Annotated in this window: 16 protein-coding genes; 12 read left to right on the top strand and 4 right to left on the bottom strand. The window is 68.6% G+C overall.

All coding sequences use genetic code 11. The features are described from left to right. The first annotated feature begins 47 nt into the window (after nucleotides 1-47). From malQ to ACXC9Q_RS32165, 6 genes are all read left to right on the top strand, one after another. Nucleotides 48-2,165: a 4-alpha-glucanotransferase gene (gene malQ, locus ACXC9Q_RS32190; RefSeq protein ID WP_457060425.1), complete on the top strand. Its 2,118-nt coding sequence runs from the start codon at nucleotides 48-50 to the stop codon at nucleotides 2,163-2,165. Continuing rightward, on the top strand, nucleotides 2,063-2,377 hold the full coding sequence (locus tag ACXC9Q_RS32185; protein WP_457060486.1) for a lytic polysaccharide monooxygenase: 315 nt from the start codon (nucleotides 2,063-2,065) through the stop codon (nucleotides 2,375-2,377). Before malQ ends, ACXC9Q_RS32185 begins: the two co-directional genes overlap by 103 nt. Nucleotides 2,378-2,457: 80 nt before the next feature. Further along, a complete protein-coding gene (locus ACXC9Q_RS32180; protein WP_457060424.1) occupies nucleotides 2,458-2,961 on the top strand; it encodes a hypothetical protein in 504 nt (167 codons plus the stop codon). A gap of 245 nt (nucleotides 2,962-3,206) precedes the next feature. Beyond that, nucleotides 3,207-3,488, top strand: coding sequence for an aa3-type cytochrome oxidase subunit CtaJ (gene ctaJ, locus ACXC9Q_RS32175; RefSeq protein ID WP_328522525.1), 282 nt, complete (start codon nucleotides 3,207-3,209; stop codon nucleotides 3,486-3,488). Next, on the top strand, nucleotides 3,475-3,873 hold the full coding sequence (locus tag ACXC9Q_RS32170; protein WP_457060423.1) for a DUF5130 family protein: 399 nt from the start codon (nucleotides 3,475-3,477) through the stop codon (nucleotides 3,871-3,873). The genes ctaJ and ACXC9Q_RS32170 overlap by 14 nt, the downstream gene beginning before the upstream one ends. Beyond that, on the top strand, nucleotides 3,870-4,463 hold the full coding sequence (locus ACXC9Q_RS32165; RefSeq protein ID WP_457060422.1) for a GNAT family N-acetyltransferase: 594 nt from the start codon (nucleotides 3,870-3,872) through the stop codon (nucleotides 4,461-4,463). The genes ACXC9Q_RS32170 and ACXC9Q_RS32165 overlap by 4 nt, the downstream gene beginning before the upstream one ends. Here the strand turns inward: ACXC9Q_RS32165 and ACXC9Q_RS32160 are convergent. Further along, a complete protein-coding gene (locus ACXC9Q_RS32160; RefSeq protein ID WP_457060421.1) occupies nucleotides 4,436-5,125 on the bottom strand; it encodes a hypothetical protein in 690 nt (229 codons plus the stop codon). The two genes, ACXC9Q_RS32165 and ACXC9Q_RS32160, sit on opposite strands and share 28 nt — an antisense overlap. A gap of 253 nt (nucleotides 5,126-5,378) precedes the next feature. Here ACXC9Q_RS32160 and ACXC9Q_RS32155 point away from each other — a divergent pair, with 253 nt between their 5' ends. Beyond that, a complete protein-coding gene (locus tag ACXC9Q_RS32155) occupies nucleotides 5,379-6,374 on the top strand; it encodes an aldo/keto reductase (protein ID WP_457060420.1) in 996 nt (331 codons plus the stop codon). Here the strand turns inward: ACXC9Q_RS32155 and ACXC9Q_RS32150 are convergent. Both ACXC9Q_RS32150 and pepN read right to left on the bottom strand, forming a co-directional pair. Then, on the bottom strand, nucleotides 6,371-6,901 hold the full coding sequence (locus ACXC9Q_RS32150) for a hypothetical protein (protein WP_457060419.1): 531 nt from the start codon (nucleotides 6,899-6,901) through the stop codon (nucleotides 6,371-6,373). The genes ACXC9Q_RS32155 and ACXC9Q_RS32150 overlap by 4 nt on opposite strands. Before the next feature lie 83 nt (nucleotides 6,902-6,984). Then, a complete protein-coding gene (gene pepN, locus ACXC9Q_RS32145) occupies nucleotides 6,985-9,558 on the bottom strand; it encodes an aminopeptidase N (protein WP_457060418.1) in 2,574 nt (857 codons plus the stop codon). A 111-nt stretch (nucleotides 9,559-9,669) separates the two neighbouring features. On the opposite strand from pepN, the gene ACXC9Q_RS32140 reads away from it, so the two are divergent. The 3 genes from ACXC9Q_RS32140 to ACXC9Q_RS32130 all read left to right on the top strand — a co-directional run bounded on the left by ACXC9Q_RS32140 (nucleotide 9,670) and on the right by ACXC9Q_RS32130 (nucleotide 11,663). After that, on the top strand, nucleotides 9,670-10,284 hold the full coding sequence (locus ACXC9Q_RS32140) for a mycothiol-dependent nitroreductase Rv2466c family protein (RefSeq protein WP_457060417.1): 615 nt from the start codon (nucleotides 9,670-9,672) through the stop codon (nucleotides 10,282-10,284). A gap of 90 nt (nucleotides 10,285-10,374) precedes the next feature. Then, complete coding sequence (locus tag ACXC9Q_RS32135) at nucleotides 10,375-11,175, top strand: hypothetical protein (RefSeq protein WP_457060416.1); 801 nt, start codon at nucleotides 10,375-10,377, stop codon at nucleotides 11,173-11,175. Nucleotides 11,176-11,195: 20 nt separating this feature from the next. Further along, complete coding sequence (locus ACXC9Q_RS32130) at nucleotides 11,196-11,663, top strand: ribose-5-phosphate isomerase (protein WP_457060415.1); 468 nt, start codon at nucleotides 11,196-11,198, stop codon at nucleotides 11,661-11,663. Here the strand turns inward: ACXC9Q_RS32130 and ACXC9Q_RS32125 are convergent. Beyond that, entirely contained in the window at nucleotides 11,627-11,827 is a 201-nt protein-coding gene (locus tag ACXC9Q_RS32125; protein WP_329475102.1) for a hypothetical protein, read from the bottom strand. The two genes, ACXC9Q_RS32130 and ACXC9Q_RS32125, sit on opposite strands and share 37 nt — an antisense overlap. Nucleotides 11,828-11,837: 10 nt before the next feature. On the opposite strand from ACXC9Q_RS32125, the gene ACXC9Q_RS32120 reads away from it, so the two are divergent. Both ACXC9Q_RS32120 and ACXC9Q_RS32115 read left to right on the top strand, forming a co-directional pair. Beyond that, complete coding sequence (locus tag ACXC9Q_RS32120) at nucleotides 11,838-12,665, top strand: Fpg/Nei family DNA glycosylase (RefSeq protein WP_405065242.1); 828 nt, start codon at nucleotides 11,838-11,840, stop codon at nucleotides 12,663-12,665. Between the two features lie 63 nt (nucleotides 12,666-12,728). Next, nucleotides 12,729-13,823: a PP2C family protein-serine/threonine phosphatase gene (locus ACXC9Q_RS32115; RefSeq protein ID WP_457060414.1), complete on the top strand. Its 1,095-nt coding sequence runs from the start codon at nucleotides 12,729-12,731 to the stop codon at nucleotides 13,821-13,823. Nucleotides 13,824-13,838: the final 15 nt, after the last annotated feature.

Genomic DNA, 13,838 nt, shown 5'->3' with positions numbered 1-13,838 from the left:
CGCGCGGCGTTGGGCGTTCGCGCCGTTGATACGGCAGACTCGCTGAGGTGACTGCTCCTACTCCGGCCCTTGTCGAGCTAGCGGTTGCCCATGGCGTGGCGACGGAGTACTGGAACTGGCAGGGCGAGCATGTGGTCGTCTCCAGTGAGGTGGTGTCCGCAGTACTCGCGGCGCTCGGTGTGGACGCGTCCACACCGGACAAGGCCGCCGATGCGCTGGCGGAGCACCAGCAGAACCGCTGGCGTCGTACGTTGCCCGCCACTGTGGTGATGCGCGAGGGCTGGACGCCGTGGTTCGCCGTACACCTGCCGCACGGGTCCACCGCCGAGGTCTGGGTGGATCTGGAGGACGGCGGTCAGCGGCGTGACATTCCGCAGCAGGAGCACTGGGTCGAACCGGAGTGGGTCGACGGCGTACAGATCGGTGAGGCGACGTTCCAGCTGCCGGGTGACCTGCCGCTCGGCTACCACCGGCTGTGCGCGCGGATCGGCGGCAGTCCGGAGATCTCGGTCAGCACGCTGATCGTGACGCCGCGCAAGCTGCACCCTGAGAAGCTGCACCGCACCTGGGGCTGGGTGCTGCAGCTGTACTCAGTCCGCTCCCGCCGGTCGTGGGGCATCGGCGATCTGCACGACCTCGCTGACCTGGCTGCGTGGTCAGCCCATGACCTTGGCGCCGGGTTCGTCCTGGTGAACCCAATGCACGCTGCGGAGACCGCGGGCCGGATGGAGCCCTCGCCGTACCTCCCGGCCTCACGGCGCTTCAGCAACCCCATCTACCTGCGCATCGAGGATATCGACGAGTACGGCGACCTCGCGCCGGCGGAGCGGGATCGGGTCCGGGCCCTCAGCCTGCAGGCGCGCGCACTGAGCGAGGACTGGACCGCACTGGACCGGGACACCGTCTGGGCCGCCAAGCGCGAGGCACTGCAGTTGCTGTTCGGAGTGCGACCGTCGATCGGCCGGATCGCGGAGTACGGCGCCTACTGCGACCGGGAGAGCCAGGGGCTGATCGACTTCGCCACCTGGGCCGCGATCTCCGACGTCCACGGGCCGGAGTGGAGCAAGTGGCCCGAGGAACTGCGAGATCCGATGTCTTCCGCGGTTGTTGCCTTCCGCAACGAGAATCCGGACGCGGTGGAGTTCCATTGCTGGCTGCAGTGGCAGCTGGACGAGCAACTCGCCCGCACCCAGGCCCGGGCGAAGGCGGCCGGCATGTCACTCGGCGTCGTCCACGACCTGGCGGTCGGCGTCCACCCGGACGGTGCGGACGCATGGGCCCTGCAGAGCGTGCTGGCGCCCGGCATCCACGTCGGTGCGCCGCCGGATGCGTTCAACCAGCAGGGTCAGGACTGGTCGCAGCCGCCATGGAGGCCGAATGCGCTGGCCGAGACCGGGTACGCCGCTTGGCGGGATCTGGTCCAGGCAGTCATGCGGCACGGCGGTGGGCTGCGGATCGACCACATCCTCGGCATGTTCCGGCTCTGGTGGGTGACGTCGCCGGAGCGGCCGACCGAAGGCACCTACGTCCGTTACGACCACGAGGCGCTCGTTGGCATCCTCGTGCTCGAGGCCACGCGGGCCGGGGTGACAGTAGTGGGTGAGGACCTGGGCACGGTCGAGCCATGGGTGCGGGACTACCTGACCGAGCGCGGCATCCTCGGCACGTCGGTGCTGTGGTTCGAGCGCGATGCTCAGAGCCGTCCGCTGGCGCCGGAGCGCTGGCGCGAACTCTGCCTGGCCACCGTCACCACCCACGACCTGCCGCCGACCGCCGGCTACCTCGCAGGCGATCACGTCGAACTGCGCAATCAGCTGGGCCTGCTCACCCGGCCGGTCGCCGAGGAACTCGCGGTGGACGAGGCCGAGCGCGACTCCTGGCTCAACGCGTTGCGGGAGCGTCACCTCCTCAGCAATACCGACGGCGACGTCGAGCGCATCGTCGAGTCCCTGCATCAGTACGTCGCTCACACGCCGGCGAAGCTGGTCGGCGTGGCACTGACGGATGCCGTGGGGGAGCGTCGTACGCAGAACCAGCCGGGCACCACGGACGAGTATCCGAACTGGCGGATCCCGCTCGGCGGACCGGACGGCCAGCCGGTGCTGATCGAGGACCTGCCGAACAACCACCGCCTGCGCCGGTTGATCGGCGCGCTCAACATCTAGCGCCGCGTCGAGCAACGGCGGCGAACGCCGGGCGGGTATGCGCCCGACCCCTGAAAGGGAGGCGGGGTCCGGCAGTCCGCCGGCCGGCGAATGACGTCTCCCACGCCGGCGCGCTGCCGAGCGGCCGGAGCGGGCGGCACATGATCCTGGCCGTCTGGACGATCAATGACACGGGGAAGGCCTTCTATCAGTGTTCGGATGTTAATTCCTGATTCAACCGGAGGTTTCGGAAATATCTTTCGTGGGAAGTGCACTCCTTGAAATAACCGCCCCTATTTCGAGGAGTGTTCCCATGAAATCCGTCCTCCGACGTGTCCTCATCCCCGTCGTCGCCGTCCTCGCCGGCCTGTTGCCCGGCGTGGTGATGGTCGACCAGGCCTCCGCCCTGACCAAGCTGACGCACTCCCAGGCGACCGCGATCTTCTCGGCCGCCGGCATCACCTGGTCGTCCAGCGGCAACTGCTCCGACTGGAACAACCCCACCTGCACGTCCTTCACGAACATCAACGACTCCACCGTGTACGGCGTACGCACACTGAAGCAGGCGAGTGGGTGCGCGATCCGGATCACCGGCGGCACGGAGGTCGGTCACGCCAGTGGCACCTACAGCCACCGCAACGGCTACAAGGTCGACGTCGCGATCACGACCTGTGTCACCAACTACGTGCACAACAACTTCACCCGCATCGCCGACCGCGGCGACGGCTACCCCCAGTGGCGCTCCGGCGCCGGCAACATCTACGCCAACGAAGGCAACCACTGGGACATCACCTACTACAACTGCGGCGGCTGCTGACAAGAACAAGAACAGCCGCGCTCCGCGCGGGTAGGAAGAGAACCAACTGCGGCGGCTGCTAACAAGAACAAGAACGCGCTCCGCGCGGGTAGGAGAGAGGCAACCGCGGCGGCTGCTAACCAACAGCCGCGCTCCGCGCGGGTAAGAAGAGGCAACCGCGGCGGCTGCTAGGCGCCGCGGCGCCTGCGTCCGCTCTGGGTGAGGCACTGGAGTGGACGCAGGCACGAAGTACTAGGCTGCGCGGTGTGATTGCTGAGTTGTCCGGCCACACCGTGCTGGTGTTCGTCGGTATCCCCGTACTGGTCGTCGCGGTGGTGGCGCTGCTGGTGTTCGCGCCGTCGATCGCGCACGGGCCGCGTTATCGTCCGGGTCTGTCCTGGTGGGCTCCGCCGGTCTGGATCAACGGTCCGGTCGCGACCAAGCCCGACCCGGCCAACCTGCCCGAGCTGCCCGGCGCGCCGGGGACCACCGCGACCGCCGGCACCGGCGTCGCCCGCACGACCGGAGGCGCAAGTGCCAGCTGGTGACGCATTCACACCGGACCAGCTCTACGACCTCGAGCGCGCGGTCCGGCACGCCGAGGAGGTCTCCGGCCTGCACTTCTCGGTGTACGTCGGTGGTGCCGACGAGGAGACCCGTCCGTTCGCGATCGAGCTGCTGAACGAGCTCGCCGACCCCGACCACAGCGTCCTGGTGTACGTCGACCCGGCCGGACGCCGGCTGGAGATCGTCACCGGCTCGCTGGCGCGGCGGCAGCTCTCGGACAGCGCGGCCGGACTGGCCGCGTTGACCATGCAGACCTCGTTCGCGACCGGTGACCTCACCGGCGGTCTGGTCACCGGCGTTCAGCAGCTGGGCGAGCACGCGCACCAGGCGCCGCTGCTGCACGCCAACGAGCCACACCAGCAGTGACCCAGATCCTGCAGTCCCACCGCATCGAGCTGGACGACGTCGTACTGCGCCCCTTCGTGGCCACCGACGAGGCTGCGGTGGCCGAGGCGCTGCGGGATCCGGACATCCTCCGCTGGACCGCGGGTACGGCGGTGATCCGCACGCCCGCGGATCAGCGGGCACGGAAGTGGCTGGAGCCGCGCATCGACGGCTGGGCTCGCGGTAGCGCCGTCTTCGCCGTCGCCGACGCCGCGACCGACTACGTCCTCGCCACAGTGTCGGTCCGCGACGTGAATCGAGTCCCGGATCAGGCTGTCGTCGCGTACTGGGTCAGCCCGGCCGCCCGCGGTCGCAGGCTCGCAGCCCGCGCACTCGACGCGGCCGCCCGCTGGGCCTTCGCGCCGGATGGTCTCAGACTGCACAGGTTGTCGCTGGACCACGCACTGATCAACGAGGGCTCCTGCCGCGTCGCCGTACGGGCCGGCTTCCAGCTCGAGGGCACCATGCGCGACTACTACGTCGAGCCGACCGGCGAGCGGCACGACTCGCACCTGCACTCGCGGCTGGCGACAGACCCAATGGGTCAGCCTGGAGCAGCCGCCGGCTCGTAGGTCGGGCAGGCCGAGTTCTGGTAGGCGCTCTGTGTCTTCGGCGCCGAGCACAGGTTGAGCATCTGGGCCGATGAGGTGCCGGGACCGAGGTAAACCAGCCAGGTGTTGGTGACGGGCTCCATGGTGCTGTTCGCGATCCCCGGGTACTGCCCGTTGACCAGCATCGCCTTGGCCGGTATGCCCGCCTTGATCAGCCTGGCCGCGAGGGCCTTCGCGACCTGGTCCGCGTCCATGCCGGCGTCGGTCGGGTACTTGTCGATCTGCACGATCCATTGGCCACGCTTGAACGCCGGCGACTCCGCGCCGGTGTTCACCGGCGGTGCGCTCGTCTTCGGCGCCGTGGACGTGGCCGGCGGCTTGCGATCCGCCTTCGTGGTGTTCGCGTCGTCACCCGCCGCGGGTGCGGCCGGGGCCGCCGCTCCATCCGCGGGTACGTCGCCCAGCCGCAAGCCGTCGTCCGTGGGCGCCGACGACGATCCGTTGGTCAGGATGAACCCGAAAACCGCCACCAGCGCGGCGGCGGCCACGATCGCCGCACCGACCGCGCTGTGCGAGCGCTGAACCTTCCGCGGGCGCCGCGGCGGGGCATCGTCGTGGCGGGCGGCAGAGTTCTGTTGTCTCCGAGCGACCCGGGCGGGCGGCCTTCGGTGATCCACAGTCACGGCAAGGGCCCCTCCCCAAGATTCCCTGTGCGGATGGTTCGCGTGCAGCTTAAACCGAACGAACGAGTAAGTGAGTCCTTTTCAGGTGGTGAGAATCTCTTCCCTGCAAGGGAATCGCCGCCCGCAATCGCCCCATCACCATGCGCAGACCAGCAATCGTTTGACTCTCACCGGCAGCATTCGCGCTACCACTGTCCGACGCCCGCGGTGATGGCCTTGACCTAGACAGCGCTCTAGTTGATTCGCTGACTGCATGCGCTATCTGACGATCGGAACAGACCCCATTCGTCGCCGCCGGGTGAGCCAGATCGCCCTCGGCGCGATGCTGATGGGCACGGTCACCGACGAGTCGACGTCGTACGCGATCCTCGATCGGTACGTCGAATCGGGCGGGACCTTCATCGACACGTCCAACAACTACGCCTTCTGGATCAACGGCACCCAGGGTGGGGAGAGCGAGCAGCTACTCGGCCGCTGGCTCCGCAGCCGGGGGATCGGCGACGAGCTCACCATCGCGACCAAGGTCGGCGGACGCCCGCCGCGTCCGGCAACCCAGCTCACGGAGGACCTCGAAGGTCTTTCCCCCCGCGTGATCAAGGAATCCGTGGCCCGAAGTCTGGAGCAACTGGGCCGCGACCGCATCGACGTGTACTACGCCCACGTCCCGGATCCCGCCGTACCCCTGGAGGAACAGGTCGAGGCGTTCGGCACCCTGGTGGCCGAAGGGACGGTCGGGATGGTCGGCCTGAGCAACTTCTGGTCCTGGCAGATCGAACGCGCCCGGACGATGGCCGCTGCGGCCGGCTTGCCGGGGTGTGAGGTGCTCCAGCATCACCACACCTACTTCCGGGCGCGGACCGACGAGGGCGGACTCCGGTCGCGCGACGGGAGCATCGGTGTGGTGGACGGGCAGCTGCTGAGCTATCTGCGCGCGGAGCCTGGCCTGACCCTGGTCGCGTACACGCCATTGCTCAGTGGTGGCTATGTTCGCGCCGACAAACCCCTCGAGGATCTCTACGATCACGCCGGCACCCGGGCCCGCCGGGTCGTGCTGGACCAGGTCGTCCGGGAGACGGACGCCACGGCGAACCAGGTAGTCCTCGCGTGGCTGATGGGCGGCGAGCTACCGATCATCCCGCTGGTCGGTGCGTCGTCGGTGGCCCAGCTCGACGAGAGCCTGGCGGCGGCCGAGCTCGAGTTGAGCGAGGATCAGCGGCAGCGGCTCGACGCAGCCGGACACAACGACTAGGTCCCGGAGGGGATGCCGTCGTACTTGGGGTGCGGCCGGGTGTCGAGGGCGTCGTCCAGCCAGGCGTCGACGTCGACGTCCGCGCCGAGGATGTGGCCGACGTACGCCGTCCGCTCGTGGCTGAGCACCTCGAGTTCCCACACGCAGGGGGCCGCACCGATCGGAGCCGGGCGCAGGTCGTCCACGTCCATCCCGCTGAAGATGCTGAGGCGGGACTGGAAGTCCTTCGCCCAGCTCTGCACGACCAGATAGATGCCGTCGCCGTCGAGATGCAGTACGACGACGGCCAGCCCGACGGCACCCATCGCGTCGTCGAACTCGAGCTGCCGGGTCGCGGTGGCGCGCGCGACCTCGACCATCTGGTCATCCCAGTGCCGTCCGCGGGCAGTGATGATGTAGGGCTTCACCAGGCGGTGCGGATCGCGCCATGGCATCAGCGGAGTGACAGGGCGGGGTCGGTACGCCTCTGCCAGTCCGGTCAGCGCAACAGCTGCCGCACCGGCCAAGGCGGGATCAGAGGCAGGCACCGACCCAGTCTTACCGTACGGAGGCCCAACGCGACACTGCCGGTCTCAGCAGTGGCTGAGACCGGCAGTGGTTGAGGACGAGGTCAGGCGACGGTGTCCTGCGCCTGGGCGGCGATCGCCCGGGTGAGGTCGGCCTGCGCCTCGGTGACATAACGCAGGGTCGGTGCGTCCACCGACGAGGACTCCGTGGCCAGCCACTCGGTCAGGGCGTCCAGTGCAGCCCGGTCCGCGAGGTTGCGCGGAGACAGATAGACCAGCACGTTCTCACCCATCGACGAGCCGAGGCGCGTGTACACGTCCTTGGCCGCGTTCAGGTACTTCCCGACGTACGGCCGCAGCAGGTCTTCCTGGCCGGGCTGCTGGAAGCCGAGGATGGTCCGGAACTGCGTCTCGTTCGGGGTGTCCTCGGACTCCACTGCGATCCGCCAGGCCTCTTCCTTGGCCTCGGCGGTCGGTCGGGCGGCGCGGGCTTGGGCGGCCCGCTCCTGTCCGGTGATCGTGGTGTCCAGGGTCAGCTCGTCGTCGATCTCGGCGGCGCCGATCCGGCCGAGCCGGGAGAGCGCCACGATCAGCGTCCAGCGCAGATCGGTGTCGACGACCAGACCTGGTGGCAGGTCGCGGTCGTCCAGCCAGGCGACGAGCCGGTCGGCGCCGGCCGCGGAGAACACCGCCGAGCTGTACGCGCGGGCGAACGCGAGCTGGTGGTCACTGCCCGGCTCGGCGTCGGCGAGCAGGCCCGCCACCGCGTCCTCGAACTGTGCCCGCAGGGCCGGCCGGTTGGCGGGCGCGGAGTACAGGTTGATCGCGCTGGTCGCCTGCCCCAGCAAGGACCGTACGCCGGTCAGGTCGGTCTCGGCCCGGATCCCCCGCAGCACGATGCCGACGTACTGGCTGGCCGGCATCTCCGCGTCCCGGGTCATGTCCCAGGCCGCGCCCCAGGCCAGTGCCCTGGGCAACGATTCGGTCAGCTGGTCGATCGACTCGACCAGGGTCGCCCGGGAGCGCTCGTCAAGCCGGATCTTGGCGTAGGTGAGGTCGTCGTCGTTCAGCAGCACCAGGTCCGGCTGGGAGGCGCCGATGAGCTCGGGCAGCTCGGTGCGCGGCCCGTCGATGTCCACCTCGAACCGCTCGGTCCGGACCAGGCCCTCGTCGGTACGGCGGTACAGCCCGACGGCGAGCCGGTGCGGCCGCAGCACCGGGAACTTCTCGGTCGCGGTCTGCTCGATCGCGAACGACGTGAAGGCACCGGAGGAGTCGACGGCGAAGTCTGCCCGCAGCGTGTTGACGCCGGCGGTCCGCAGCCAGCGCTCGGTCCAGTCGTCCAGGTCGCGACCGGACGCTTTCTCCAGCGGCTTGAGCAGGTCGGTCAGCTCGGTGTTGCCGAACGCGTGGTCGGCGAAGTACTCCTTCAACGCCGTGATGAAGGTGTCCTCACCGACGAACGCGACCAGCTGCCGGAGCGTGGAGGCGCCCTTGGCGTAGGTGATGCCGTCGAAGTTCACCTCGACCGCGTGGAAGTCGACCATGTCGGCCGCGATCGGGTGCGTCGAGGGCAGCTGGTCCTGCCGGTAGGCCCAGTTCTTCCGGGCGTTGCAGAACGTCGTCCAGGCACCGGCGTACTTGGTCGTCGCGACCGCCTGCGCCCAGTGACTGGCCCACTCGGCGAACGACTCGTTCAGCCACAGGTCGTCCCACCAGGTCATCGTGACCAGGTCGCCGAACCACATGTGCGCCAGCTCGTGCAGCACCGTGTTGGCGCGAGCTTCCATCTCCGCGTGGGTGGTGCGGCTGCGGAACAGGTACTCGTCCCGCAGCGTCACGCAGCCCGCGTTCTCCATCGCGCCCATGTTGTACTCGGGCACGAACGCCTGGTCGTACTTGTGGAACGGGTACGGCGTACCGAACGCGCTCTCGAACAGCTCGAAGCCCTGCTTGGTCACCTCGAACAGGTCGTCGACGTCCAGCGCCTCCTTCAGCGACGGACGGCACAGCAGCGACAGCGGGTAGGACCCGTGCGCGCCTTCGTAGGTGTCCGTGACCACGTGGTACGGCCCGGCCACCACAGCGGTGATGTACGTCGAGATCCGCTCGGTCGGCGGGAACTCCCACCGGGCCAGCTCCTCACCGTCCTCACCGGCGTACGGCGTGGGCTCGGGAGTCGGTGCGTTCGAGATGACGACCCAGCGGGCCGGTGCGGACACGGTGAAGGTGAAAGGGGCCTTGAGGTTCGGCTGCTCGAAGGTGGTGAACACCCGGCGGGCGTCCGGCACCTCGAACTGCGTGTAGAGGTAGGTCTCCTTGTCGGCCGGGTCGACCGAGCGGTGCAGTCCCTCGCCGGTGCGCGAGTACAGGCAGTCGGCGACCACCCGGAGCTCGTTGCGCTCCGCCAGCCCGTCCAGCTGGATGCGGGCGCCGTCGTACACCGTGTCCGGATCCAGCGCCCTGCCGTTCAGCGTCACCTCGCGGATCCGGTCCGCGATCAGGTCGGCGAAGGTGCTCGCGCCGGCCTCGGCCGCGAACGTGACGGTGGTCACGGACGGAAAGGTGGGCGCGCCGCTCGGGGCAGCGGTCAGGTCCAGCTCGATCGAGTAGCTGACGTCGCTGACCACGCCGGCACGGGTACGCGCCTCGTCGCGCGTCAGGTTGGTTCCAGGCATGTCGGCATCCTATGCACCTGGCAGTCGGCTTGGCTGAGGGTTTCCCCTCGACAGTGGGTATTGGATACCAAGCCGGTACCTACGATTCTTCAACTTTGTATGATTGGGAACATGACTGCCTCTGCCGATTTCTGGTTCGACCCGGCCTGCCCCTGGGCCTGGATGACTTCCCGCTGGATGCTCGAGGTCGAGCAAGTGAGGGATGTGAAGACGACCTGGCACGTGATGAGCCTGGCCGTCCTGAATGATGGGCGCGACAACCTGGACGAGAAGTACAAGCAGAACCTGCGCAACCTGTGGGGTCCGGTCCGGGTGCTGATCGCGGCCGAGCAGGCGCACGGCAACGAGGTGCTGCTGCCGCTCTACACCGCGCTCGGTCAGCGGATCCATGTCGCCGGCCGCGGCATCGGCGACGGCAAGGGCGACGTGGTCAAGGAGGCCCTCGAGGAGGTCGGTCTGCCGGCGTCCCTGATCGAGGCCGCCGAGTCCGACAAGTACGACGACGCGCTGAAGAAGTCGCACCACGCCGGCATGGACCTGGTCGGTATGGAGGTCGGCACGCCGGTCATTTCGGTCGAGGGCACGGCGTTCTTCGGTCCGGTCGTGACGCCCGCACCGAAGGGCGAGGCGGCCGGCAAGCTCTGGGACGGCGTCCGCCTGGTCGCCGGCACCGAGGGCTTCTTCGAGATCAAGCGCACCCGGGATCGCGGACCGATCTTCGACTGATTCGGTCCGTGGTTCAGGGCTTGAATTCCGCTGTCCCGGCCGGTGAAGGTTGCTCGCCAAGGAATCCGTCAAGTGGTGAGTAGGTTTCAGATGACCCTGCGTGATGAACTGCCCGCACTCGGTGCGGACGATGTCGCCGTACCTCCGGGGGTGACGGCCGGCATCGCCGTCTTCGACCGCCGGACCGGGCAGTTCGTGCAGCGGTTGAATGCCGATCATCGGTTCCGATCGGCATCCGTGGTGAAGCTGCTGATCGTGCTCGACTTCCTCTGGGACCGCGGTCCGGCGTACGCCGTGCCGCCCGCGGACCGGACCCGGCTCGAGGTGATGCTGCGCAGCAGCGACGACGACGCCGCGAGCTATTACTGGGACCACCTCGGCGGCGCGGCGATCGTCGACCGGATGGTGGCCCGGCTCGGCCTGACCCACACGGCCGGGCCACCGGCCACTCATCCGGGCTTCTGGGGGTACGTCGCCATGACGGCCGCCGACACGGTCCAGATCTATCGATACATCCTCGACCAGGGTCCGGCGCCGGTGCGCGAGTACGTGATGGACCTGCTGCACCGGCCGACCCGTCACGGCACAGACGGCTTCGACCAGTACTTCGGGATCGCATCGGTCTTCGAACCGGGCTTCAGCATCAAACAGGGCTGGTCCGGTTTCCAAGGCTCGAGTGGCTATCGCTCCGACAGGGCCAAGCCGACGGACATGTCGGTGGACCTCGTCAGCGAGGCTCTGCACACCACTGGGACCGTCGGGCCGGACGACCGGAGCATCGTGGCCGTGTTCACGCTGCATCCGGCGGGAACGGAGTACGAGCAGGCCTACGCGGAGGTCACGCGGCTGACCGCGGCGCTGACCGTGCCCGGCGTGCCGGACCGTCGGTAGGAGATGCAACACTTCTGGCCATGCGAGTGCACATCGGCTCCGACCATGCCGGCTTCGAACTGAAGAACCACCTGGTCCAGCACCTCATAGCTGCCGGGCACGACGTCGAGGACCACGGCCCGGCCGTGTACGACGCCGTCGACGACTACCCGCCGTACTGTCTGCGGACCGGTGAGGCGGTGATCCAGGAGCCGGGCAGCCTCGGCATCGTGATCGGCGGCTCCGGTAACGGCGAGCAGATCGCCGCCAACAAGGTGGAGGGGGTCCGGGCGATCCTGGCCTGGAGCACCGACACCGCACGGCTCGGCCGCGAGCACAACAATGCCAACGTGGTCAGCGTCGGGGCGCGGATGCACTCCGCGGAGGAGGCGACCGGGTTCGTCGACACCTTCCTGGCCACCGAGTACTCCGGCGAGGAGCGGCACACCCGCCGGATCGACATGCTGTCGGCCTACGAGTCGACCGGCGAGCTCCCGCCGGTCTCCTGACCCTCCGGCTTGTCGGTGTCCGCGTCCTTCTTCGGTTGCACCGGCCGGCGGTTGACCGGCTGGCGCGGGCGCGAGACGTCCCGGGCCCGCATCGACCGGCCGATGCCGACCACCGCCGGAGTGGGCGGACCACTCCGGCCCTTGGCTCCACCAGTTATCCCCATATGAGGAATCATGCCTGAAGGTCACACCCTGCACCGGCTGGCGAACGACGTCTGGGACGCGTTCGGCGGCCGTCCGGTCCTGGCGACCAGTCCGCAGGGCCGGTTCGTCGACGGCGCCGCCCTGCTGAACGGACACGTGCTGCGGCAGACCGAGGCGCACGGCAAGCACTTCCTCGCCGACTTCGAGGGCGCCGGCTGGCTGCACATCCACCTCGGCCTGATCGGCAAGATGGACATCTTTCCGGCGCCGGTGCCCGAACCGGTCGGCCAGGTCCGCCTCCGCCTGCAGAACGCCACGTCGTACGCTGATCTGCGCGGAGCGACCGTGGTCGAGGTGCTGACCGACGGTGAACGCGAGAGTCTGATCGCCCGCCTCGGTCCGGACCCGCTGCGCGACGACGCGGACCCCGAGCTGGCGTGGAAGCGGATCCATCGCAGCAAGCTGCCGATCGGCCGGCTGCTGATGGACCAGGAGGTGCTGAGCGGCGTCGGCAACGTCTACCGGGCCGAAGTGCTGTTCCGGGCGAAGCTGCACCCGATGACGCCAGGGCACCTGGTCAAGAAACGTGAGTGGCAGGGCATGTGGGACGACCTGCTCCAGCTGATGAAGTACGGCGTCGAGACCGGCCGGATCGACACCGTGACGGACGACCACACCCCGGAGGCCATGGGCCGTGACCCGCGCCGCGACGATCATGGTGGCGAGGTCTACGTGTACCGGCGGCAGGGACAGCGGTGCTACGTCTGCCAGTCGGTGATCCGGACCGAGATCCTGGCCGGGCGCAACTTGTTCTGGTGCCCCAAATGCCAGCGCACCGGTCTCACTCGCAAGAGCTGACATTCATCAGTTGGGTTACGGATTGATGCGCGGACCAGGTAGTGCCGTTATCTTCTTCACACCATGAGGAGGAGCGGCGGTCTCGCTGAGGTACGACGAATCGGCCGCCGGGTCGAGTCGCTGGGGCGGCGTGCCCGCCGGTCGCATCGGGTCGCCTTCGTCGTGCTGACGCTGACGTCGATCGCGATTGCCGTCTCCGGTGTCGTCTGGCAGACCTCCGCGCCGATCTCCTTGCTGATCATCCCGCTGGTGGTCGGCGGCCTGCTGCTGAGGTTCCGTGAGTTGGTGGCGCTCACCGTGATCACGGTGGCGTTCGGTGCGTTCGTCGTGCTGTCACGTGGACCGACGATGCCCCGGGTCGGCTTCGTGCTGGTCCTCGCGATCGTCGGCTGGATCATGCTCACCAGCGCCAAGGTGCGCAGCCGGCTCGGGGTGCCGGGCACCCGTGGCGAGTCGATGCTGATGGAGTTGCGCGACATCCTCAGCGCGCAGGGCGAGTTGCCGGACCTGCCGGCCGGCTGGCTGCTCGATGTGGCGATCCAGTCCGCCGGTGGGTCGTCGTTCTCCGGCGACTTCGTGGTGTCGACGACCCGCGGTGATCTGCTCGAGGTCGCGCTGGTCGATGTCTCGGGCAAGGGAATCGACGCGGGGACGCGGGCACTGTTGTTGTCCGGTGCGTTCGGTGGACTGCTCGGCGTCGTACCGGTCGAGGAGTTCCTGCCGTCGGCGAACCGTTACATCCGCCGGCAGGACTGGGACGACGACTTCGCCACGGTCGTCCATGTCGTGATCGACATGCAGACCGGGGAGTTCGACGTACGCACGGCCGGACATCCGCCGGCGATCCAGTTCGACGCGTGGTCGGGGCGGTGGCAGACGCGGGACGCGGACGGGCCGTTGCTCGGGTTGATGGAGGCGCCGGAGTTCCCGGCGAACCACGGGCAGCTGAAGCTGGGCGACGCGCTCTTCCTGTACAGCGACGGCATGGTCGAGACCCCGCTCCGCGATATCGGACGCGGCACCGACCGCCTCGTCGGGCACGCGGAACGCCTTGTGGCACATGGCTTCCAGGGCGCTGCGGCCGACCTCGTCGCATCCGCCGGCGGCCCCGGCGACGACTCCGCGATCGTCATCATCCACCGCATGGCACACGGGTAGCGGAGCTGGTCCCCG

Source organism: Kribbella sp. CWNU-51, assembly GCF_054073265.1.
Note: the sequence above shows the minus strand (reverse complement) of the source record. Positions and strands in the feature narration are given on the sequence as shown.